Origin of the sequence: Micromonospora sp. NBC_01739 (assembly GCF_035920385.1) — a bacterium.
In the GTDB taxonomy this organism is placed as follows: Bacteria; Actinomycetota; Actinomycetes; order Mycobacteriales; family Micromonosporaceae; genus Micromonospora.
Map to the genome: position 1 here is coordinate 2,267,747 of NZ_CP109151.1, position 24,927 is coordinate 2,292,673.

The 24,927-nt window shown below is 71.3% G+C and carries 9 protein-coding genes and 1 riboswitch; of the genes, 4 read left to right on the plus strand and 5 right to left on the minus strand.

Annotation, left to right across the window (positions count from 1 at the left end; translation table 11 throughout):
• The first annotated feature begins 22 nt into the window (after window positions 1-22).
• On the plus strand, window positions 23-11,782 hold the full coding sequence (locus OIE53_RS10070) for a non-ribosomal peptide synthetase (RefSeq protein ID WP_327026336.1): 11,760 nt from the start codon (window positions 23-25) through the stop codon (window positions 11,780-11,782).
• A 110-nt stretch (window positions 11,783-11,892) separates the two neighbouring features.
• Window positions 11,893-12,669 (plus strand): VOC family protein, encoded by a 777-nt coding sequence (locus OIE53_RS10075; protein ID WP_327026337.1) that lies wholly within the window; start codon window positions 11,893-11,895, stop codon window positions 12,667-12,669.
• Between the two features lie 107 nt (window positions 12,670-12,776).
• Here the strand turns inward: OIE53_RS10075 and OIE53_RS10080 are convergent, their stop codons facing one another.
• Window positions 12,777-13,772 (minus strand): ribonucleotide-diphosphate reductase subunit beta, encoded by a 996-nt coding sequence (locus tag OIE53_RS10080; RefSeq protein ID WP_393339453.1) that lies wholly within the window; start codon window positions 13,770-13,772, stop codon window positions 12,777-12,779.
• A 53-nt stretch (window positions 13,773-13,825) separates the two neighbouring features.
• Window positions 13,826-16,189, minus strand: a complete 2,364-nt coding sequence (locus tag OIE53_RS10085) for a ribonucleoside-diphosphate reductase subunit alpha (protein ID WP_327026339.1) — start codon at window positions 16,187-16,189, stop codon at window positions 13,826-13,828.
• A 135-nt stretch (window positions 16,190-16,324) separates the two neighbouring features.
• Window positions 16,325-16,530: riboswitch (cobalamin riboswitch) on the minus strand.
• A gap of 239 nt (window positions 16,531-16,769) precedes the next feature.
• Between OIE53_RS10085 and OIE53_RS10090 the strand changes: the two genes are divergently transcribed.
• Complete coding sequence (locus OIE53_RS10090) at window positions 16,770-20,144, plus strand: endo-1,4-beta-xylanase (protein WP_327026340.1); 3,375 nt, start codon at window positions 16,770-16,772, stop codon at window positions 20,142-20,144.
• Window positions 20,145-20,270: 126 nt separating this feature from the next.
• Here OIE53_RS10090 and OIE53_RS10095 read toward each other — a convergent pair whose 3' ends face one another.
• Entirely contained in the window at window positions 20,271-20,912 is a 642-nt protein-coding gene (locus OIE53_RS10095) for an FMN-dependent NADH-azoreductase (RefSeq protein WP_327026341.1), read from the minus strand.
• Between the two features lie 119 nt (window positions 20,913-21,031).
• On the opposite strand from OIE53_RS10095, the gene OIE53_RS10100 reads away from it, so the two are divergent.
• On the plus strand, window positions 21,032-21,517 hold the full coding sequence (locus tag OIE53_RS10100; RefSeq protein ID WP_327026342.1) for a MarR family winged helix-turn-helix transcriptional regulator: 486 nt from the start codon (window positions 21,032-21,034) through the stop codon (window positions 21,515-21,517).
• Window positions 21,518-21,605: 88 nt separating this feature from the next.
• On the opposite strand, the gene OIE53_RS10105 is transcribed toward OIE53_RS10100, so the two are convergent.
• Together OIE53_RS10105 and OIE53_RS10110 are read right to left on the minus strand one after the other, a co-directional pair.
• Entirely contained in the window at window positions 21,606-24,002 is a 2,397-nt protein-coding gene (locus OIE53_RS10105) for an RICIN domain-containing protein (RefSeq protein WP_327026343.1), read from the minus strand.
• A 68-nt stretch (window positions 24,003-24,070) separates the two neighbouring features.
• A complete protein-coding gene (locus tag OIE53_RS10110; protein ID WP_327026344.1) occupies window positions 24,071-24,922 on the minus strand; it encodes a sugar phosphate isomerase/epimerase family protein in 852 nt (283 codons plus the stop codon).
• Window positions 24,923-24,927 lie beyond the last annotated feature (5 nt).

Sequence of the window (24,927 nt, forward strand, 5' to 3'; positions counted from 1 at the left end):
CTCTACCACCTACCATCCTGCTGTGTCGACTGCCATCGGGCCAGGTGCCCACCGGGGCCTGCTGGGTGTCCTCCTCGACGCCGCCGACCGGGCCCCGGAGCAGGTCATCGTGCATGTCCGGGAGGACGGCACGGAGCGTACGGTCAGTTTCGGCCAGTTGCGCGACGAGTCGCTGCGGGTGGCCGGCGGCTTCCGAGCCGCCGGGGTCTCCCCCGGCACTCCCGCCCTCCTGCTAGCCGACGCCGGCGACGATTTCCAGCCGATGTTCTGGGGTGCCCTGGCCGCCGGGCTGGTGCCGGTGCCCCTGCCCCCCGAGACCCACCGGGTACGCGCCGTACGGCAACTGCTCGCCGACGCCGTGGTGGTGACCGACCCCGCCACCGCAGCGGTGGCCGAGGGCCTGGCCGGGCCGGTGCTGCGCCTGGCCGACCTGCGCACCGGCACCCCGATCGAGGAACTGCCCACCCCCGCCGGGGAGGAGGTGGCCTTCCTCCAGTTCTCCTCCGGCAGCACCGGTGCCCCCCGGGGGGTGGAGCTGACCCACGACAACGTCCTGGCCAACCTGGAACAGGCCAGGCTGGCCAGCCAGGCCGGCCCGGACGATGTCCTGGTCAGCTGGATGCCGTACTTCCACGACATGGGGTTGATCGGCACCCACCTCACCCCGCTGGCCGTCGGCCTCAAGCAGGTACGCATCCCTCCGCTGGCCTTCGCCAAACGCCCGGCGCTGTGGTTCACCACCGCCCACCGGCACCGGGCCACCCTGCTGTCCGCGGCGAACTTCGCGTTGGCCCTGGCGGTCCGCCGGGTGCCGGCGGAAACCCTGGCCGGTCTCGATCTGAGTGCGGTGCGCTGCGTGGTGGTGGGGGCGGAACCGATCTCACCCAGGGTATGGCGGTCCTTCCTGGCCCACACCCAAGCCACCGGGCTGAACCCCGCCGCCCTGCGACCGGTGTACGGGCTGGCCGAGGCGACCCTGGCGGTCACCTTCCCCCCGCCCGGCGAGGTGGCCCAACCGCAGGTGCTCGACCGGGCCGAGTTGAGCCGGGGGGTGGCGGTGCCCACCCGGCCCGGCCCGCACGCGGTGGAGCTGATGGACCTGGGCCACCCGGTGACCGGGTGCGCGGTACGCGTCGTCGACGAAGGCGGTCGACCCCTGCCGGAACAGCGGGTCGGCCAGATCGAGGTACGCGGCCCGAACGTGGCCCGGGGCTACCACCGCGATCCGCAGGCCACCCGGGACACCTTCGTCGACGGCTGGCTGCGTACCGGCGATCTGGGTTTTATGCGCCAGGGGCGGCTCTGCGTCACCGGCCGGGCCAAGGACGTGGTGTTCGTCAACGGCCGCACCTTCCACGCCGCGGACCTGGAGTCCGTGGCGGTGGCCACCCCCGGCCTGCCCGGCGAGGTGGCCGTGGTGGTCGGGACGACCGACCCGGACTCCGGTGGGGAACGAATCGTGGTGTTCGTGCCCTGGGCCCGCCCACCGGCCGAGGCGGCTGCGGTGCTGGCCGCGGTGCGGGCCCGGGTGGCGGAGGCCTGCGGTCACGACGAGGTCCGGGTGCTGCCGCTGCCGCCCGGCGCCTTCGCCCGGACCACCAGCGGGAAGCTGCGCCGACGCCGGATGCGCGACCGGTACCTGGCCGGCGACTTCGCCGACCGGGAACGACGCTGGTGCACCCCGGTCGCCGAGGGCCCGGAGGTGGTGGCCGGGCCGGTCCTGTCCGCCGGGCGGTCCGGGCCGCAGTTGGAGGCCCTGGTGCGCGAGGTCTGGGCCCGGGTGCTGGGCCGTCCGCCCGCCACGATCGGCCCGCACGACCGGTTCCTGGCCATCGGCGGGTCCTCCCTCAAGGCCATGGAGGTGCTAGCCGGGCTGGAGGACGCCCTGGGTACCCGGCTGAACCCGGCGGACCTGCGGGACTGCCCCACGGTGGCCACCCTCGCCGACCGGCTGGCCGAGGCACCGCAGCCGCGCCCGACCGAGGCGACCGCCGAGGCCCCGACGCAGGGCCCGACGCCGGTGGCGGTAATCGGCATGGCCTGCCGGTTTCCCGACGCGGACACCCTTGAGCGGTTCTGGCAGCAGTTGGTCGAGGGCGTGGACACCGTCGAGGTGGTCCCGGCGCACCGGTGGGCCTCCTCGGAGGGAACCACCCGGTGGGGTTCCTTCCTGGACGATCCGATGCTCTTCGACGCCGGGTTCTTCGGTCTGACCGATCAGGAGGCCCGGCTCACCGATCCGCACGCCCGACTGTTCCTGGAGATCGGGCACGAGGCCCTGGAGCGTGCCGGGTACGCCGGGCCCCGCCGGCACCGGCACCGCATCGGGGTCTTCGCGGCCGTCGGGGAGAGTGCCTACCCGCAGCTGCTGGCGGCCGATGGGCAGGCCGGTGGGGCGGGCGCCCTGGTCGGGAATCTGCGCAACCTGATACCGGCCCGCTTGGCGCAGACCCTGGACCTGACCGGGCCGGCGATCGCGGTCGACACGGCCTGTTCCTCGGCATTGGTGGCCCTGCACCTGGCCGCCCGCAGCCTGGCAGAGGGCGAATGCGACATCGCCGTGGTCGGCGGGGTGAACCTGAACCTCGCCGAGACCGGGTACCGGCTGCTGGACGCCGCCGAAGCCCTCTCCCCCACCGGACGGTGCCGCGCCTTCGCCGCCGAGGCGGACGGTTTCGTCCCCGGTGAGGGCGGGGCCGCCCTGGTGCTGCGTCGCCTAAACGACGCGCAGATCGACGGGGACGAGGTGCTGGCCGTGGTCGCCGGGACCGCTATCGGCAACGACGGGCGGGCGTTGAGCATCCTCGCGCCTAACCCGCACCGGCAGTGGGAGGTGATCGCGCGGGCGTACCGGGAGGCCGGTGTGGACCCGGGCCAGGTGTCGTACGTGGAGGCCCACGGCACCGGCACCGAACTCGGTGACCCGGTCGAGGTACGGTCCCTGGCGGCGGCCTACCCACCGCCGGCCGATCAGGTGCCGCGCGGGCTGGGTTCGGTGAAGACGAACCTCGGTCACCTGCTCAACTCGGCCGGTTTCCCGGCCCTGCTGAAGGTGGTGCTGGCGCTGCGGCACCGGTACCTGCCGCCCACCCTGCACCACACCCGACCCAGCCCTCGCTGCGACCTGGCCGCCGCCGGTTTCGAGGTGGTCACCCAGGGACGGCCCTGGACCGCACCGGGCCCCCTGGTCGCCGGGGTGAACAGCTTCGGTTTCGGCGGGACGAACGCTCACGCGATCCTGCGCGAACCCCCAGCCACCGTGCCCGGCGGGCCGGGCGGGTCCGGCGGGCCGGAGATCGGCCTGGCCACCCTGAGCGCGCATTCGGTGCCGGCGCTTCGGCAGGCGGCTCGGGACCTCGCCGCCCATCTGCGGGCCCATCCCCACCTGGCCGAGGCGGATGTCTGCGCCAGCTCCGGCACCGCCCGCGACGACGCCGCGTACCGGGTGACGGTCGTCGCCGACGGTGAGTTGGCCGCCCGGCTGGACCGGGCCGCCGAGTTGCTGGATGAGCACCGCGAGCCGGTGGGCCGACGACCCCGGACGGCGTTCGTCTTCCCCGACGGCCCGCCGACCCCGGCGGCGGTACGCGATCTGCACGACCGACTGCCGGCCTTCCGTGACCGGCTGACCGAGGTCGCCGCCCCGACCGTACAGGGCCGACCACTGCTGACCTGGTGTCTGACCGGCTCCGCCGATCCGCAGGTCGCCCGGCAGGTGGCGGTGGCGGTCGGGCTCGCCCTGGTCGGTCAGCTCACCGACTGGGGCGTACGGCCGGACCGGCTGTTCGGTGTCGGCGTCGGTGACCTGGCGGCGGCGGCAGGCCGAGGTGAGCTGGACCCGGCCGAGGCGATTCGCCGCGCCGCCAACGCGACCCCATCGACCGAGCCGGAGCTGCGCATCGCGCTGAAGCAGCTGTGCGCCGACGGGTACGACACCTTCGTCGACCTGGGCGCTTCGGGCCGGCTGCGCGCCGTGTCGCCACACGTCGGGGTCAACCCGGCACGGGTGTTGACCGTCCTGGACGGGCCGCAGGCCACCGAGGCTGTGCTGGCGGCGGTAGGACAGCTGTGGGCCCTCGGTGGCCCGTTGGACCGGGCCGCTCTGCACGCCGGCCGGCGGCGGGTGCCGGTGCCGACATACCCGTTCCAACGACGGTCTCATCCGCCATCGCCGCTGCTACCCCTGCACCGGGTCACCTGGCGGGAGACGCCGTCGGCCACCGGCGGGCCGGGAGCCGTGGTCGGCCGCGACCTGCCGGGCCGGGTGCGGTTGCGCGGCCCGGGTGCCGGCGGTGACCTGGCCGCCCGACTCGCCACGGCACTGCGCGAACGCAGCGTCAGGGTCCAGGTCACACCGCAGACCGACGACGATACGCCGCCGGAGCTGACCGTGCTGCTCGCCGGCGACGCGGTCGACCTGGCGGAGGTGGCCGACCTCGATCGCGCCGTGGCCGACCAGGTAAGCGCGGTGCGTGCCCTGCTCGACGAGCCGGACGACCGGCTGGGGCGGCTACTCGTGGTCACCGAGGACGTCCAGGTCACCGGGCACCACGAGCGTCCCCGCCCGGTGCAGGCGGTGCTGGGCGGACTGTGCGCGGCGCTGGCCGACGAGCGACCGGGCCTGCGGGCCCGGATGGTCGACCTGTCCAGCGTGGACGACCTGGCCGTCCGGGTGGAGGCGGTGTGCCGGGAGTTGTCCGATCTGCACCTGGCCGAGGCCACGGCGCACCCCGCCGACCAGTTGACCGGGCTGGCCTGGCGGGCCGGACGCCGACTCGAACGGCACCTGGTGCCGGTGTCGACCCCGGTTTCGCAGCCGGGTACGGCACCGTCCGATGACGTGCACGTGATCCTCGGCGGTGGTGGCGGGCTCGGCGCCGAGTTGGCCCGTACCCTGGCCCGTCGGAGACGACCCACCCTGCTGCTGGCCGGGCGGTCGGCCCAGGCCCCGGCCGGTCTGCTCGACGAGTTGGCCGCGGCCGGTGCCACCGCTACCTACCAGCGGTGCGACGTGACCGTGCCGGCCGATGTCGACGCCCTGCTCGCCAGGCTGCCCCGGGTGGGGACCGTCTGGCACGCCGCCGGCACGGTCCGGGTCGGCACCCTGGCGGCGAAGTCGATCCCGGACATCCTGGCGGTGCTGGCACCCAAGGTACGCGGCAGCTACCTGGTGGAGGAGTCGCTGCGCCGGCAGGGTCACCACCGGGCGGCGCTCGTCGGTTTCTCCTCGGTCAGCGCGGTGCTGCCCGGCCTGGCCGCCGCGATCGGCGACTACGCGGCGGCCAACGCCTTCCTCGACGCCTTCGCCGCCGCCCATCGGGCGACCGGCCGCCCCTTCCAGGCGGTCGGCCTCGCCGCCGTCAGCGACACGGGGATGGCTGCCCGAGGTAGCGCTCGCCACGACCTCCCCGGCTCGCTGACCGCGCGGGCCGCGCTGGACGCCTTGCTGGCTGCCCGGGAGGTCGACGCCGCCCACCTGATCGTCGCGGACCGGCGAGCGTCGACCGCGCACTCGGCGGCCGTCGCCCGACGGGGTCAACACGTCGATGGCCGCGTGCAGGCACACGGCGACCGGTCCGCCGGTCCGGCTGCCCAGCCGGTCGAGCCCGGGACCGCCGAGATCGCCAAGGCGGGCGAGGTTTCGGCCAACAGGTCGGCACGTCATCAGCATTCGGATGTCGAGGAACTGGCGCGACTGCTGCGCCGACTGCTCGCTGAGCCCCTGCACCGCCCCGGCGACCAGATCGCCGACGACGACTCGTTCCTCGCCCTCGGACTGGACTCCCTGGCCGCAGTCGACCTGGTCAAGCGACTGGAGGACGAACTCGGGCGGCAACTGCCGGTCACCTTATTCTTCGAGTACACCACGGTCGCCACCTTGGCCGCCGCGCTGGCGGAACCCGACCCGGGACGACCCCCGGCCCACCCGGCCGCACCGTCGCCGGAGGTGGCGCGCCCGGCGGCGGGCGAGGGATCACCGGCCGGTTCGGTCGCCGAGGGGGAGCCGTTCGCCCTCACTGCGGTGCAGCGGGCCTGGTTCGTCAACGAGAAACTGCACCCGAGCATGGCCGGGTACGCCTTCGTCCGGCAGACCGTCACAGGGCCACTGGAGGCGAGGCTGCTCGACCGGGCCCTGACCGGCCTCGTCGCCCGGCATCCGATGCTGCGGGTGCGCCTCCTCGCCGACGTCACCGCCCCCCGGCAGGTGATCGTGCCCCCGGCCGCCGCCGCGATCAGCCTGGACGTACGGCCCCTGACCGGTGAGCTGACCGCACTGGAGGAGCAGCTCTGCAACACGCCGGTGGATCTGACCCGGCAACCGCCGCTGCGGGCGGTGCTGGCCCAGGAACGATCCGACCGCTCGCACCTGATCCTGGTGCTGCACCACGCCGCCGCCGACGGGTTCAGTCTCCACCTGCTCAGCGAACAACTCTGGGCGGACTACGGCCAACTGGTGACGGGACGCATCCCCACGGTGCCGCCGGCCATCGGCAGTTTCGCCGCCTTCGCCGCTGCCCTCACCCCGCCACGCAAGACGGATCTGGCGTACTGGCGTCGGAGGTTCGACGATCCGGGGTGGACGCTGCGGCTGCCGTACGACGGCGACCCGGGGGGCCTGCCCGCCCCGCCCTGCGTCACCCACACCGACGAACTGGACCCCGCGCTCGTGGCGCGGCTGCGCGAGCGGGCCGCCGACGCCGGTGTCTCCCTGTTCCACCTGCTGCTCGCCGGGTATCTGCGGTGCCTGGCTAGGTGGAGCGGGCAGCGCCGGGTGCCGGTCAACGTGGCGCGGGCCGGCCGGGACGCCCGGATGTCCGGCATCGAACGGCTCGTCGGGCCGTTCGCCGACACCCTGCCGCTGCTGGTCGAGGTGGACCCGTCCGAGTCGGCCGCCCGGCTGGCCGACCGTCTCCGACAGTCCTGGACCGAGGCACAGCGGCACGGCTCGGTGTCCAGCCTGGACCTGGCCCGGCTGCTACCGACGACCGACAGCGGCCCGCGCACCGCCAGCCCGGCCGGGTTCAGCTTCGCCCGGTTCCCGGTCGACACCGATCCCGACTGCCCGGTGACGGTCACCCCGACGGCGGCCGGCTCCGGCTCCGCCGCCACCGGGCTCAGCCTGCTGTGGTGGGAGTCGGGGACGACACTGCGGCTGTCCTGGAACTTCCCGCTGCGGTTGTTCCGACGGCAGACGGTGGCCCGGCTCGCCGCCGAGCACCACCAGGAACTCGTCGACCTCGCCACCGGGCGGCAGCCCGGCGATCAGGATCGCCGCGTACGACCGGAGCCCGCCGCCATGGACGTCAGCGCCCGGATTCGGGCGGTGTGCCGGCGTACCCCGGACGCTCCGGCGGTCACCGACGGTCGGCGTACGGTGACCTACCGGGAACTGGACCAGGCCGCCGACCGGGTGGCGGCGCTGCTGCTCGCCCACGAGGTACGCCCCGGCGAACACGTAGGGCTGCTCACCGCCCCCGGCCCGAATTCGATCATCGGGGTGGTCGGGATCCTGCGCGCGGCAGCGGCCTGGGTGCCGCTGGACGCCGCCCATCCCCCGGCCCGGCTGGACGGACAACTGCACCGCGCCCGCGTCCGGGTGGTGCTGCACGACGACGACTGCGCGACCACGGCCGCCCGACTCGACGGCACGGCGGTCCGACTCGACGGCACGATGACCCGGCTGGACGTCCCGGCGGTTCCGCTGGACGGCCCGACGGTCCGGCCCGGGGATCCGACGGCCGGGCCGGACGACACCGCGTACGTGATCTTCACGTCGGGCTCGACGGGACGGCCGAAGGGGGTGCCGATCACCCACCGGTCGATGACGAACTACCTCGACTGGGCCATCGACACCTTCGGCTACCGCGCCGGTGACCGGCTGGCCCAGACCTCGTCGATCTGTTTCGACGCCTCGGTCCGGCAGATCCTGGCACCACTGCTGGTCGGGGCCACGGTGGTCACCTTCGCCCGATCGGAACTGCGCGACCCGCAGGTGCTGCTGTCCCGGTTGGAGCGGGACCGGCTCACCGTGTGGAGTTCGGTGCCCACCCTCTGGGAACGGCTGCTGCGGGCCGCCGAGGACCGCACCACCCGCGAGGGGGTACGGCCGGATCTCAGTGCCCTGCGGTGGGTCCACGTCGGCGGGGAGGAGTTGTCGCCGGTGCCGGTACGCCGGTGGTTCGACCTGTTCGGTGACGGCTGCCGGATCACCAACCTGTACGGCCCCACCGAGACGACGATCAACGCCACCTGGCATCTGATCGACAACCGCCCCGACGAGGCGGTACGCCGACTGCCGATCGGTCGGCCCGTCGGCGGGGCCCGGATCCGCGTGGTCGACCCGGACGGCAACCCCTGCCCACCCGGGACGGCCGGCGAGCTGCTGATCGGCGGCGTCGGCGTCACCACCGGCTACCTCGATGAGCCCGCGCTGACCGTCACCGCCTTCACCCGGCTCGACGGCGAACGGTACTACCGCAGCGGCGACCGGGTTCGCGCCATCGCCGACGGCACCCTGGAGTTCCTCGGTCGGCTCGACGACCAGGTGAAGATCCACGGGCACCGGCTGGAGCCCGGTGAGATCGAGGCGGTGCTGCGTACCCATCCGGCGGTGACCGCCGCGACCGTGCTGCACCAGGCCGAACCCCATCCACGGCTGCATGCCTTTGTCGCCACCAGACCGGGAACCGAGCCGACGGTGGCCCAGTTGCGTGAGTATCTCGCCGCCCGGCTGCCGGAGCCAGTGGTCCCGGCGCGCATCCATCTGCTCGACACGCTTCCGTTTACTCCCACCGGAAAGGTCGACCGGGACCGGCTGCGTGCACTCGGCGGCTTCGCACCCGCCGCCGGCCCGAAGCGACTCCCGGCACCCGCCGCTCCGGAGCGGCTTGCGGCACCCGCCGGTCCGGACGCCGCTGGCGGCGGACACACCGCAACCGAGGCGAGGCTGGCCCGGATCTGGGGTGAGCTGCTCGACCTGCCGACGATAGCGCCCGACGACGACTTCTTCGCCCTCGGCGGCGACTCCATCCTTGCCCTGGAGGTCTTCGCCCGCGTCCAACAACAGTTCCCGGCCGCACCGAGCCCGACCGTCATCTACCAGCACCGAACCCTGCGGGCTCTCGCCGCCGAGATCGACGCCACCGCTGCCCCGCGCCGTACCACCGACGGCACGGGCCGCACCACCGCAGCCATGGGCCGGGTCAGCGGCCCGGCGGACCGGCCCTACCCGGTGACGGCCACCCAGCGCGGTTTCCTGCTCGCCGACGCCATCGCACCGGGCGACGGCACCGCCTGGCTGGCCCGGCTACGACTGCGCGGCCGGCTCCGTCGCGACGTCCTCCAGCGCGCCGTCGACCTGCTGGTGGCCCGGCACCCGATGCTGCGTACCGTCTTTCCCACCGGGGCCCGTCCCCCGGTCCAGCAGGAGCTTCCCACCTCGCTACGGCTGCCGGTCGGCTACCGGGCGGTCGCCGGCCCCGCCGAGGTGGGCACCCTGGTCGCCGAGGAGCGCGGCCGTCGCTTCGAGCCGTGGGCCTGGCCGCTGCTGCGACTGCAGTTGCTGGGGCTCGCCCCCGACGACCACATCCTGCTGGTGCACGCCCACCACCTGATCGGTGACGGCTACAGCGCGGCCCTGCTCGGCCAGGAACTGCTGACGGTCTACCGCCGGCTGGTGGCCGATCAGCCCGACGGACTGCCTCCGCTGCGCACCCACTTCCGCGACTACGTCGATCTGCTGGCCGAGCGGGCCGCCGGCCCACCCGACCCGGAGGCCCACGGCTGGTGGCGCGGACGCTTCGGCACCCCGTACCGGCCGCCGGTGCTACCCGCCCCCGGCAGCGCGCCCGACCCGGGCGGTACCTCCGAGCCGGTCTGCGGCTTCACCCTGGACGGGACCGTGGTCGCCGGGCTGCGCCGGCTGGCCGCCTCGGCGGCGACCACCCTGTACGCCCCGGTGCTGACCGCGTACCACCGGGCGGTGGCCCGGTTCACCGGACAGGACGACCTGGTCATCGGCCTGGCGCTGACCGGTCGGGATCATCCGCTGCCGGACCTGCACCGGATCTTCGGCCCGTGCGCGGCGATGCTGCCGCTGCGGCTGGAGGGCTCGGCCGGCTTCGCCGAACAGCTCGCCCACATCGGGGCCGAGGTCGCTACTGCCCGCCGGTACGACGATCCGCCGTCGATCGCGGCGGCCGTGCCCACCGGCCCGGGCGGCACCCCCATCGGAGCGCAGTTCTTCTTCAGCTTCCTGGACTTCTCCGCCCGCACCCCGCTACCGGCCGCCGCAGCGAATACGGCATCACGCGAGGTCGTCGATGCACCGTCGCCGACGGTACTCGACACCCCGCCCCCCGTGCCGAGCGATGCCGATCGGCTCAGCCTCGACTGGGACGCCGACAGTGAACTGGCGCCACCGCCCCTCGGGACCGACCTGTTCCTGACCGCGCGCCCCGAGCGGGACGGGCTCCGGGTCACCCTGCGCGGCTGTCCCGCCACAGTCACCCCGGCCGAGCTGCGCCGGCTCGCCGACTGGCTCCGCGCCGACCTGACCGCCGCCGCCGAGCACACCGACCCGGCCCGTGGGGACCAGCCGGCCACGCCGGCCGTGGTCACCGGTGACGCCGCCGTCGTGCCGGCGACGACGGCCGTTCCCGGCCGACCGACCAGGCTGGCCGCGGCCATCGTCGGCTACCTGCCGCCGCCGGCCCAGCTCGCCGCGATCGCCGGGCTGCCCGCCGGCAGCCTGCCCCGGGCCCAGCTACGCGAACTGCTCTTTCCCGGTGGCCGGCCGCGTCTGCTGGAGCAGTTGACCACGCCGCTGGGCGTCTCCGGCTTCGTCTGCCTGCCCCGGTTCGCCGACGAGCTGACCGCCGCCGGGGACGCCCTCGCCGACGAGACCGCCGAGGCGGTGGACCTGGCCGCCCGCCTCGGCGCCCACTGCGTGTCGCTGGCCGGGATGATTCCCGCCCGCACCGGCTACGGCCTGGGGGTGCTGCGCCGTACCCGCAGCGGGGTGGCGGTGACCACCGGCCATGCCGTCACCGTCGTCTCCGTCGTCCGCACGGTGCAGGCCGCGCTGGCCGCCACCGGGCGCAGCCTCGCCGGCCGCGACCTAGCCGTGGTCGGTCTCGGTTCGATCGGGTTCTCCGCGCTGCGGCTGTTGCTCACCCGGGCCGACCAGCCGCCCGCCCGACTCGTGCTCTGCGACGTTCCCGCCGCCGCGCCCCGACTGGGCGAGCACGCCGCGCGACTGCGGGCGGACGGCTTCGCCGGCACCATCGAGGTGTGCCCGTCGGCACCGGGAATCGCCCCGGCCGGCTACACGGCAGACGTGATCATCGCGGCGACGAGCGCGGCCAGCGCACCGATCGAGGTCGACCGGCTGGCACCCGGCACCATCGTGGTGGACGACTCCTTCCCGCCCGCACTGGACACCGGAAAGGCCCTGACCCGGATGCGCCGCGACCACGACATCCTGGTGGTCGGCGGTGGGCTCCTGGGCGTCGGCGAGACCGAACGCGACATACCCGGGGACCTGCCGCCGGTGCCGGTCGACGGCAACGTGCTCGGGCTGCCCGGGACGATCGCCTCCTGCCGGTTGGAATCGCTACTGTGGTCGACCGCTGCGGACCTGCCGCTGGTGCACGGCCTGGTGGACGACGCGACCGCAGCGGCGTACGCGCGGGCGCTCACCGAGGCCGGCATCGACGCCGCGCCCCTGCACCTGCTGCACCACCCGATCGGGCCGGAGTTGCTCGGGAGGTTCGGCCGCTAGTTACTCAGCTGCGCCCGTCGTGGCTCGGCCTTACGCTTCCGACCAGCGGTGGTCGGTCGACGGTGACCGGGCCGGCGGTGCGGTCGAGGTGGTCGGTCTGCGGAGCGGAGATGAGCAACGAGATGGCATGTCACCTGTTCGCGCTCTGCGTCGACGCCCATGAACCGTCGCGGCTCGCGCGCTTCTGGTCGGAACTGCTGCAGTGGAGCGTGACGGACGATCCACTCGACGGAGTCGCCCTTCTGCCCACCGACGACACCGGCTTCCGGCTTCGCTTCCTCGCGCGCCAGGAGCCCAAGATCGGCCAGAACCTGATGCACTTCGACCTGACCAGCACCTCCCTGGAGGACCAGCGGCAGACGGTGGCCAGGGCGTTGGCGCTCGGCGGGCGGCACGTCGACGTCGGGCAGGGCCCCGAGGATCAGCACGTGGTCCTCGCCGATCCCGAGGGCAACGAGTTCTGCGTCATCGAACCCGGCAACAACTTCCTCGCCGAATGCGGGTTCGTCGGCGCGCTGGCCTGCGACGGATCGCAGCAGGTCGGCTACTTCTGGGCTGCCGCGCTCGGCTGGCCGCTGGTGTGGGACCAGGATCAGGAGACCGCGATCCGATCGCCGCACGGCGGCCCGAAGATCACCTGGGGCGGCCCACCACTGATGCCGAGGTTGGGCCGTAACCGCCTGCACTTCGACGTCGTTCCCCCGCCCGGCGGTGACCAGCAGGCAGAGGTCGACCGCCTCCTCGCCCTCGGTGCAACCCGAATCGACGCCGACCTCGGTGCGACCCGCCGGGGCGAGACCGGCCGGGGCGACGCCAGTCTGAGCGAAACCGGCCGGGTGGCGATGGCTGACCCCGACGGCAACGAATTCTGCGTCCTCACTGCCTGACGCGTACTCGCCCTACAGCGTGTGGGAGCCGTTTCGGCGGTATGGCGGTGTCCGGGTGGGTGGGTGACCGTCATACCGCCGAAACGGCGGATCGGTTGAGACCGGGATCAGAAGTCGTCGTCGAAGTTGACCGTGCCAATCACACCGACCTGGTAGGCCGAGACGCGGCGTTCGAAGAAGTTGGACAGTTCCTGTACGTCCTGCAGTTCCATGAAGGCGAACGGGTTCGTCGAGCCGTACATCGGTTCGATGCCGAGCATCGCCAGTCGCCGGTCGGCCACGTGTTGCAGGTACTGGCGCATGTCGGCCAGCGGCATCCCGGAGACGCCCTGCTCCAGCAGGTCGGCGGCGAACTGGACCTCGCAGTCGACCGCCTCGGCCAGCATGTCGCGGACCTGCTGCTCCATCTCGACGTCGAAGAGGTCGGGCTCCTCGGCGCGTACGGTGTCGACCACGTCGAAGGCGAAGGCCATGTGCATCGACTCGTCGCGGAACACCCAGTTGGTGCCGGAGGCCAGCCCGTGCAGCAGCCCTCGGGAACGCAGGAAGTACACGTAGGCGAATGCGCCGTAGAAGAACAGTCCTTCGATGCAGGCGGCGAAGCAGATCAGGTTGAGCAGGAACGCCCGCCGGTCCTCCCGCGTCTTCAGTTCCCGCAACTCGAAGATCGAGTCGATCCACTTGAAACAGAACTCGGCCTTGCGGGCGATCGACGGGATGTTCTCCACCGCCGCGAACGCCTCGTACCGTTGCTTCTCGTCGGGCACGTAGGTGTCCAGCAGGTTCAGGTAGAACTGGACGTGCACCGCCTCCTCGAACAGTTGCCGGGAGAGATAGAGCCGGCCCTCTGGGGAGTTGATGTGCTGGTAGAGGTTGAGCACGAGGTTGTTGGCGACGATGGTGTCGCCGGTGGCGAAGAAGGCGACCAGTCGGGACACCAGGTGCTGTTCGGCCGGGGAGAGCTTGGCCAGGTCGGCGAGGTCGGCGTGCAGGTCGACCTCCTCGACGGTCCAGGTGTTGCGGATCGCGTCCTTGAACCGGTCGAAGAACTGCGGGTAGCGCATCGGTCGCAGGGTCAGGTCCATGCCGGGGTCGAGCAGCATCTGCCGCTCCCCTGGGCTGGCGCCGGTGCTGGTGCTGGATTCGGAAACGGTGGTCACTGGCAGGCCTCGCAGCTTTCGGGGTTCTCCAGGGAGCAGGCCAGTGCTTCGTCATCACTCACCGCGACGATCGGCGTGACGGCGACGGTGGCCTGCTGGATCCGGGTCGCGGGTCGCGACCGCAGGTAGTAGGTGGTTTTCAGCCCGGACTTCCAGGCGTAGAGGTACATCGAGGAAAGCTTGCCGATGGTCGGCGCGCTGATGAACAGGTTCAGCGACTGCGACTGGTCGATGAAGGGGGCACGGGCGGCGGCCAGGTCGATCAGCGCCCGTTGCGGCAGTTCCCACGCGGTGCGGAACAGCTGCCGCACCGCTTCGGGCAGTTCGGCGATGCCCTGCACCGACCCTTCGGCGCGTTTGATCTGCTCGCGGATCGACGCGGTCCACAGCCCGCGCGCCTTGAGTTCGCGTACCAGGTAGGTGTTGATCTGGAGGAACTCGCCGGACATCGTCTCGCGTTTGAACAGGTTGGACACCTGCGGCTCGATGCACTCATAGCAGCCGGCGATCGAGGCGATGGTGGCCGTCGGCGCGATCGCCACCAACAGCGAGTTCCGCAGGCCGTGCGCGGCGATCGTCTCGCGCAGCGCCGCCCACCGCTGCACCTGGGTGACGTCGGCACCCCACAGATTCGGGTGCAGCTCACCGCGCGCGGCCCGGGTTTGCGCGTACGCCGGGTGCGGGCCGAACTGCTGGGCGAGCTGCGCCGAGGTCTCCAGGGCGGTCAGCAGGATCTCCTCCTGCACCCGGCTGGACAGCTCCCGAGCCTGCGCCGAGTCGAACGGCAGCCGCAGAGTGAAGAACGCGTCCTGCAAGCCCATCAACCCGAGCCCGACCGGACGCCAGCGCGGATTCGACGCCGCCGCCTGCTCGGCCGGATAGTAGTTGATGTCGATCACCCGGTCGAGGAACACCACCGCAGTGCGTACCGTAGCCCGCAGTTTCTCCCAGTCGACGCCGTCCGCGGTGACGTGCGCGGCCAGGTTGATCGACCCGAGGTTGCACACCGCCGTCTCGGTGTCGTTGTTGACCTCCAGGATCTCGGTGCACAGGTTCGACAGGTGGATGATGTTGCCCGGTGCGCCGGTCTGGTTGGACAACCGGTTCGCCGCGTCCTTGAACGTCATCCACCCGTTGCCGGTCTGCGCGAGGGTGCGCATCATCCGCCCGTACAGGTCGCGGGCCTTGACCGTCTTGACGGCCTTCTTCTCCGCCGCCCGGTACGCCTCGTCGAACTCCTCGCCGTACAGATCGGGCAACTCGGGGGCGTCGGAGGGGTCGATCAGCGACCAGTCGCCGTCGGCCTCCACCCGGCGCATGAACTCGTCCGGAATCCAGTTGGCCAGGTTCAGGTTGTGCGTACGCCTCGACTCCTCGCCGGTATTGTCCCGCAGCTCCAGAAACTCCTCGATGTCCGGGTGCCACGGCTCCAGGTAGACGCAGGCCGCGCCCTTACGACGGCCACCCTGGTTGACCGCCGCCACCCCGGCGTCGAGGGTCTTGAGGAACGGCACGATACCGTTCGACCTACCGTTCGTGCCCCGGATCAACGCGCCCCGGCCCCGCACCCGCGACCAGGAGATGCCGATACCGCCGGAAAACTTCGACAGCTTCGCCACCTGGTGATACCGCTCGTAGATCGAATCGAGTTCGTCGCGGGGCGAGTCGACCAGGAAACACGACGACATCTGGGTGTGCCGGGTGCCGGAGTTGAACAGCGTCGGTGAACTCGGCAGATACGCCAGGCTGGACATCAACCGGTAGAAACCGATCGCCTCACCCGGCGACTGCGACAACCCGCACGCGACCCGCAGCAGCCAGTACTGCGGGGTCTCCACCACCAGGCGGGTCTGCGGATGCCGCAACAGATACCGGTCCGCGACCGTCCGCAGCCCGAAGTACTCGAACCGCAGATCACCCTCCGGATCGACCGCATCGTCCAGCTTGCGGGCATTGCGGGCCACGAACGCGGCGGTGGCGTCCCCGATCAGCCCCAAACCGTGGGCGTACCGGATCGACTGGCTGAAGCTCGCCACCTGCTGCCCACGAACCTCCTTGTCCACGTACGCGGCCAGCAGCCGCGCCGCCAGCTTCGAGTACTGCGGCTCCGCGCTGATCAACTCGGCGGCCGTCTGGATCGACAACTTGTCCAGCTCAGCCGTGGTCGCCCCGTCGTACAGACCGCTGATCGTCTTCGTCGCCACCCGCAACGGGTCGACCTCGTCCAGGTCGGCGACCCAGCGCTCCACGGCCTTGACGATCTTGTTGACGTCCACCGGCTCGGTGTCGCCGTTGCGTTTACGGACCTGCATCACGTGCCGGCGTTGTTCCGGCCCTGCCTGTTCCCGGGTCACCGTCATGGTCCCTCCTCGTACCGGTCGGTGAAGGTCGACGGGCACGCGGGAGGACGCCGCCGGTCACCGGACGGCCTGACTGCCGTCTATGACCAGCTGATGGCGTCGGCCGTCCCGCGCGGCCTTCGACCGCCGCACACGTACGCGCGCGGCGCGCTGGCAGGTCTTCGGACTCGTGGGCGTGTTAGTGCCTACTGGCCGTCGCTTCCCAGACCTGGCGGGCCCAGTGCTTAGTTGACGGCGGTCGTTCCCACTCACCGCTGCGGGGCAGTCCCGGAATTTCACCGGGTTCCCTCTTGCCTCGGCCGTCGTGGAGTGACGGCCGAACCAGCTGCAGGCAACACTATATATGGGAACGTGCCAGGAACCTCAACACCAGATGGTGTATCGCAGCACGCATCGATCGGACTACCGACCGAGCGCGACGACAGGCGACGACAGCGCCGGACCCGCGCAACTTTCCGAAAACTTCCGGAAGTTCTGGCCATCGGGATGGGCTCGACATAACATGCACGCGCTTGGATCTGTCCGGAAACCCGATGTCAGGCACCCCCACCACTGTCCAATTTGCGTAAGGGACCAGTCGATGCGCCTGTGGAATCCGTCCCATCGATCACGACGCCGATCACGCACTCTCGCCGTACTGTGCTCGGCCGCGCTCGTCGCGGCCGTCACCGTCGCCCCCACCCCGGCCGCCGCCGCCGAGGTCGTGCTCAACAACGACTTCGAGTCCGGCTCGTACGCCCCCTGGGGGCCCCGGGGTGAGGTGACCCTCGCCCTCGCCGAGGAGGGACGCGACAGCGACAGCAGCCTGTCCGTCACCGGCCGCACCGCCGACTGGCAGGGCCCCGCCACCAACGCGACCACCCTGCTGCGGCCGGGCATCCGATACACCGTCAGCGCGTGGGCGAAACTTCCGGCCGGCACCGAGGGCACCGCCGGGGTGCACTTCACCGTCGAGTCGACCCCGGCCGGTGGTGGTGACAACACCTACACCTGGATCGGCGACAACGTCAGCACCACCGCCGACGAGTGGGTACGCATCGGCGGCGAGTACACCCTGCCCACCGGCCTGGACGCCGCCACCCTGTACGTGGAGGCCGAGGGCACCACCCCGTTCCTGCTCGACGACGTGCTGATCACCGCGCCGGAGGACGGCGGCGGCGGACCGGCGCCGGGCACCATCGTCATCGACACCGACTTCGAGGACGGCCTGGACGACTGGGGGCCACGCGACGGCGGCCCGGGGGCCCCGAGCGTCACCATCACCGATGTCGCGCACGGCGGCACCTCGGCCGCACTGGTCAGCGACCGGGTCAACCAGGGTGCCGGGCTGGGTCGGGACGTCACCGGCCTGTTCACCGCCGGGGTGACCTATGAGCTGAGCGCCTGGCTGCGGTTCGCCGAGGGACAGCCGGCCGACCAGATCTGGTTGAGCCTGGCCAGCACCACCGGGAGCAGCCAGTCCTTCAGCACCCTGGCCCAGTTCGAGACGATCACCAACTCGGGGTGGACGGAGGTGACCGCACGGTTCACCATGCCGGCCGCGGACAGCGCCTTCCTCTACTTCGAGACCCGCTGGCAGGGCGAGGACGTGCCCGGCAACACCAGCGACTTCCTCGCCGACGACATCGTCGTACGGGTGCCCGAGCCGCCGGTCATCGAGGACCTCACCCCGCTGCACGAGACCACGGAGTTCCCGGTCGGGGTGGCCATCGACAGCCGGGAGACCATCGGGGCCCCCGCCCAACTGCTGACCCGGCACTTCAACCAGATCACGGCCGAGAACCACATGAAGCCGGAGGCCTGGTACGACGAGGCGGGCAACTTCCGCCCGCACGAGCAGGCGCTGACCATGATGGACTTCGCCCGCGACAACGACCTGCGGGTCTACGGTCACGTGCTGGTCTGGCACAGTCAGACCCCGGCCTGGTTCTTCCAGGACTCCGCCGGGCAGCCGCTGACCACCTCGGCGGCCGACCAGCAGGTGCTGCGGGAGCGGCTGCGTACCCACATCTTCAACGTCGCCGAGTCGATGAGCGAGCGGTACGGCAAGTTCGGCTCCCCCACCAACCCGCTGTACGCCTTCGACGCGGTCAACGAGGTGGTCAGCGACAGTGGCGAGTACAGCGACGGCCTGCGCCGCAGCGAGTGGTACCGGATCCTCGGTGAGAGCTTCATCGACCTGACCTTCACCTACGCCGACGAGGCGTTCAACGAGGTCTACGCCGCCGAGGGCGCGGAGCGGCCGGTCACCCTGTTCATCAACGACTACAACACCGAGCAGAGCGGCAAGCAGGCCCGTTACCTGGCCCTGGTGCAGCGGCTGCTGGCCCGTGGGGTGCCGGTGCACGGGGTGGGTCACCAGTTCCACGTCTCGCTGGCCATGCCGGTCAGCGCGTTGGAGACCGCGTTGGAGACCTTCTCGGACCTGCCGGTCACCCAGGCCGTCACCGAGCTCGACGTCACCACCGGCACCCCGGCCACCCAGGCGAAGTTCATCGACCAGGGCTACTACTACCGGGACGCCTTCCGGATCTTCCGGGCGTACGCCGATGATCTGCTGACCGTCACGGTCTGGGGGCTCACCGACGGGCGTTCCTGGCGCTCCGGCAACGGCGGGCCGCTGCTGTTCGACGACAACCTGCGCGCCAAGCCGGCCTACTACGGGGCGGTCGACGGTGAGCTGCCGGCCCGGCTGCGTACCGCCAACGTCTTCGCCGGTGAGGTGCCGCTGACCGCCGCCGCGCCGACGGACCTGACCTGGCGCAAGCTGCCGCTGCACGAGGTGGAGGACGTCGCCCGGTTCCAGCTGCGGTGGGCGCCGGAGCACCTGACCGCGTACGTGACGGTCGACGACACCACGGTCTCCGACACCGACCGGGTCAGCTTCGTGCTGGGCGGTGAGACCTACCACGTGTCCCGCGACGGCAGCGGTGACGTGCCGGCCGTGGCCGTCGACCGGGAGGGCGGCTACCACCTGGTCGCCCACCTGCCGCTGACCGCAGCGGCCGAGGGTGACACCCGCACCCTGGACGTGCAGGTGCGGGACAACGACACCACCTCCGGGTGGAACACTCCGGGGGCGGTGGGCACCCTGACCCTGGTCGAGGAGCTGTCGTACCTGGAGGTGCGGCAGGCCGCCGAGGCGCCGGTGATCGACGGCTCGGTCGACGCCGCCTGGGCTAACGCCACCACGGTGACCACGGACAAGCAGGTCTCCGGCACCGACGGGGCCAGCGCCCAGGTCCGTACCCTCTGGCGGGGTCAGACCCTGTACGTGCTGGCCGAGGTGACCGACCCGGTGGTGGACGTCTCCGGCTCGGACCCCTGGATCCAGGACTCCGTGGAGATCTACGTCGACGCCGGCAACTTCAAGAACGGCAGTTTCCGGTACGACGACACCCAGATCCGGATCAACGCCGACAACGTGGTGTCGTTCGGCACCGGTGACGAGGGGTTCCAGGCGAACCGGCTGGAGAGCGCGACCGTGCGCACCCCGACCGGGTACACCGTGGAGGCGGCGATCAGCCTGCTCGAATACGGCGGCCTGGACACCTTCCACGGCCTGGACTTCCAGGTCAACGACGCCTCCGAGGGTACCCGGACGAGCATCCGCAACTGGGCCGAGCAGGAGGGTGCGGGCTACCAGAGCACCGCGCGTTGGGGAGTCGGCCGGCTGGTGGCCGGGTCCAATGTCGAGGTGGCCCTGAAGACCTTCACCCGGTGGTACTCCGACAGCGGTGGGGGTTACTGCGCGACCATCACCGCGACGAACACCGGCGACAAGCCGGTCGACTGGTCGGCCACCGTGCAGCTCGAAGGCGACATCTACGACGCCTGGAACTTCAAGCGGGAACGTCTCGCCGACGGTAGCTACCGGATCAGCGGGGTGGACTGGAACCGCACCCTGAAGCCGGGGGCCAGCACCTTCAGCGTGGGCTACTGCGCCAACCTGTAACGCACCGCACGACAGGAGGGCACATCCGGCCGGATGTGCCCTCCTGCGTCACCGGGCCGGTCAACTGCCGGCGACTCGAGTACGTTCGAGGCCGCTCGACGCGTTCGGCCGATCGGCTCAACCGGGTCAGGCGCGGCTGTCGCCGAGGGCCTTACCCACCTCCCGGGCGGACTGCAACGCCCCGGCGTGCATCTGGGCGGCCGTGTCGGTGAAGGAGTCGAGCGCGGGGTTGACCCCGACGAGGGTGAACTCCCGTTCGATCACGGTGAGGTCGGCGCCCCAGCAGTCGGCGATGATCCGACGCAGGTACGGGGTCGAGTGGTCCCACCCCTCGCGGGGAGTTCCGGCACCGTACGCCCCGCCCCGCACGGTGGCGAGCACGGCCGGCTTACCCGCCAGGAACGACCGGCCGGTCACCCGAGGGTCGGCGAACACCACATCCACGTACGTCTTGAAGTGCTGGGAGACGCCGTAGTTGTAGAGGGGTACGGCGAACAGCAGTGCGTCGGCGGCGAGCAACTCGTCCACGAGGGTCGCGGCCAGGGCGACCGCCTCCCGCTGCTCGGCGGTGTGCTCCTCGGTGGGGGTCATGCCGGCGGACAGCGCCGCGGCCCAGAGGGTCGACGGCAGGGTGTCCACCCCGACGTGACGACGGGTGACGGTGTCGCCGGGATGAGTGGCCAGCCACTCCTGCTCGACGAGGTCGGCGATCTCGCGACTGGCCGAACCGTGCGAACGGATGCTGGCGTCGAGACGGAACAAGGCCACTGGGACTCCCGGATGAGTAGGTTCAAGGTTGAACCCACTCTATACGAGTCTGTTCAAGCTTGAACAGAAAGAGAGTTCCCTCACTTCGGCGGCCGGCGGACGCCCGTACCCTTGGGGACATGCCCGAGGAACCTCGGTGGTTGACCGACCACGAGCGCGACGCCTGGCTTGCGCTGGCCAAACTGATGTTCAACCTGCCGGGCGCCCTCGACGCCCAACTCCTGCGGGACAACCATCTGACCCTGTTCGACTACTTCGTGCTCAGCGTCCTGTCCATGACCCCCGGACGCACCATGCGGCTCAGTGACCTGGCCAACCACCTCAGCTGCTCGCTGTCCCGCCTGTCGAACGTCGTCAAGCGTCTCGAACAACGCGGACTGCTCCGCCGCGCGCCCGACCCGGACAGTCCCCGCTACACCATCGCCGCCCTCACCGACGCGGGGTGGGATCTGGTGGTCACCGCCGCCCCCGGTCATGTCGCGGCCGTCCGGCACTACGTCATCGACGGTCTGACCCCGAGCCAGATCGACGCCCTGCGTGAAGTGGCCTGCCACGTGACCCGCCAGATCTCCCAGACCTCGGAGACCGGTCCGCGACCCCGGTGACACCCGGTGGCGCGACGTCACGCGCTCGCGTGGGCCTGCGGTGACCGGATGGTGGGGCGGGCCCGACCCCCACCCCACCACCCGGAGATCAGTTCCGCAGGGCCCACTGCTGGTTGGTGCCGCCGTGGCAGGCCCAGAGGTGGACCTTGGTGCCGTTGGCGGTGCCGTAACCGCTGGCGTCGAGACACAGTCCGGACCCGACCCCGGTGATGGTGCCGTTGCTGTTGACGTTCCACTGCTGGTTGGTCTGGCCGTTGCAGTCCCAGATGATCGCCAGGGTGCCGTTCGCGGTGCCCTGGCCGGAGGCGTCCAGGCACTTGTTGCCGTACACCATCAGTTGCCGGCCTGCCGTGTAGGTCCACCTCTGGTTGGTGCCGCCGTGGCAGTCCCACAACTGCGCCTGGCTGCCGTTGGTGGTGCTCGACCCGCCGATCTCCAGGCAGCGACCGGACTGGCCACCGACGATCTGCACGCCCTGCGGTGGCGGGTTGCCGCCCTGCGGCCCGGCGGCGGCCATCACGGCCTGGGCGCCGGCGGGCCAGTTGCCGCCGGTCACGGTCACATTGTTGGAGACGACATTGCCCCGGTCGCCGTTGGTCACATTGGTGCTGCCGTTGGTGGACCAGTTGCCGGTGACGGTGAAGTTGCCCATGTTCTCGGCGAACCAGTAGTTGGCCGTGGCCCAGGTGCCGGTCGAGGAGAAGACGTTGTTGCGGGCGGCGAAGAAGCGGGAGCCCTCGTCGAAGTAGAGCCCGAAGTGGCCGTTGGTCCGCAGGCAGTAGTTGTCGCTGATCATGGCGCCCGGGTTGGCCGACAGGGTGTAGATGCATCCGCCGTCGTTCATCTGCTGCATGACGTCGTGCACGTAGTTGCCGATGACCCGGTTGTTGAGCGCCGTGGTGCCGGTGCTGTAGCGCGGCTGGTAGTCGTACAGCCCTCGGTCGGCGTAGTGGTTGCTGCCCCCGGCGTCGTTGGAACCCCAGCCGTAGCCGACGGACATGCCGGTGTACGGCATGTTGTAGACCTCGTTGTACGAGATGGTGGCGTTGCTGACGTAGGTGGTCAGCACGGAGACGATGCCCCGGTACTCGATGCCCAGGTCGTGCAGGCGGTTGTTGCTGATGGTGATGTCCCGGTTGATCATCCGCTGGTCGCTCGGGTGATGGGCGTCGGCGCGTACCCCGCCGACCACGATGCCCCCGGCCGCGTTGCGGGCGATCTCGGACCTGGTGACGGTGATGTTGCTGGCCCCGAGGCCTACCCCGCTGGCGTGGGCGTTGGCGTCGTTGCCGATGCCGATGGCGGTCTGACCCAGGTTGACGAAGGCGGAGTCGCTGAAGGTGATGCTGTCGGCGGCCGAGATCTGCACCGCGGCCGGCATCTGCTGCCAGTTGGGTCGGGTGGCCTCGAACTGGGGGCAGCCGTTGTGGCAGGAGGTGAAGCTCGGCCAGTTCCAGTTGCCGAAGATGTACGCCCCGGTCTGCTGGTCGACGTAGCCCTGGTTGCTGCTGGCGCCCAGCCAACTCGTGCCGGTGAAGGTGATCCCGCTGAATGACACATGGTGCGCCGGTGCGGCGTAGGTGCCTCCGACCTGGAGCAGGGACTGCAACATGGGCAACTCCACCCGGGCGGTGGACATGCTCTGCCCGGCCAGCGGGATGTAGGACAGCGCCCCGGTGCCGGGGTCGAGATGCCACTCCCCCGGGGAGTCCAGGAACTCGTAGGCGTTGCTCAGGTACAGCGGACCGGGCCGGTGCGGGCTGGTGAAGGTGTCGTACCCGAAGTTGTTGTTGCTCCAGCCGGGCTGCTGCATCCGGATCAGGTTGCCGCTGATGCTCTGCACGGAGACGTACCGGTCGGTGAAGGAGTTGACGCTCTCCATCTGGATCCGACTCTGGTTGGCCAGGTTGTTCAGGTAGCTCAGGGCGCCGTTGGTGAACCGCATGCCGGTGCTGTCGGCGGTGAAGTCGTTCCGGCTGACCTGGGTGCGGGCCCGGGTGGCGAGGGCACCGTCGACATAGAGTTGCCGGGTGTCCAGTCCGGCGCCGACATCGGCCCGCCAGATGTTGCGGCCGGCGTCGACCAGCGACCAGCCGGTGACCGCCCGCGCGCCGCTGATCACCGGCCGGGCCGACGGTGCCGCCTGCCACAGCACCCGGTGGCCGTTGGTGCCGGAGTCCGCAGCGGTGAACCGCAGGGGCGAGGACAGCCGGTACACCCCGTCGGCCAGTTGGACGACGATGTCACCGGACATCGCGCTGTTGATCGCCCGTACCGCGGTCTGGGCGGCGGTCAACGAACACGGCTGGGCCGCGCTGCAACCGCTGCCGGTGCCGGATGGGGCGGCGTACAGGGTGGTGGTGGCCGCCAGGGCCGGTGCGGCGGAGGTGGCCAGGGCGGTGGCGGTGAGCGCGCCGGTGAGCGCCACCGCCGCGATCGCGGCCAGCACCGGTCTCGACGCGGTCGACACGGAAGGTACGGACACGGGGGTCTCCTTACCCGGGACGGATCTGGTGGTGGGTGTGGGCCGGACTCATACCGTCGTCTCGCCGCTCAGCCGAGGATTCCGCGCAGGTAGGCCAGGCCGTCCAGGGCCAGCCGGTCCGGGGAGGGGGCCAGGGGTCGCCAGATGGAGGCGGCGGTGGCGATGGTGTCGTTGTCCGGGGTGAACGACTCGATGCAGACCGCCCCCCGGTACCCGGTGGTGGCCAGCACGGCCAGCAGCCGGGGCCAGTCCAGGTGGTCGGCCCCGGGCGCCCCCCGGTTGGTGCCGCTGACCTGTACGTGTTTGAGGTGCGGGCCGGCGATGGCGAGGGCGGCGTACGGGTCGGCCTCCTCGATGTTCATGTGATAGGTGTCGATCATCAGGCCGACGTTCGGGGGCAGACCGTCGATCAGATCCAGGGTCTGCTCGATGGTGTTGACCACGCTGGTCTCGTAGCGGTTGAGGGCCTCCACCCCGATGGACACCCCCAGCTCCCCGGCGTGCTCGGCGACCGGTGCCAGGGCCTTGCGGAAGTCGGCGTAGCAGGCCGCCCGCTCGGCCCCGGTCATCCGCCAGGTCCGGCCCACGGAGGCGTAGACCGGCCCACCGACCGTCGGGGCACCCAGGGCCGCCGCGGCCGCCACACAACCCCGCAGGTACCCCGCCGTGGCCTCGACGACCTGCGGCGCCGCGTTGACCAGGTCCCGGCCGGGCGGGGTGACCGCGCAGACCCCGGCCGCGCTCAGGCCGTGGGCCGCCAGCAGGTCCCGGGTCCGGGCGGGGTCCCAGTCCCCCGGCTGCTCGACCGGCAGCTCGACCGCGTCGAAGCCGAACCGGGCGATCCGGGGCACCAGCTCGGCCAGGGCCGTGTCGTCGACCGGGGAGGCCCACACCCAGGGGTTGACGCCGATCTCGAACATCGGAC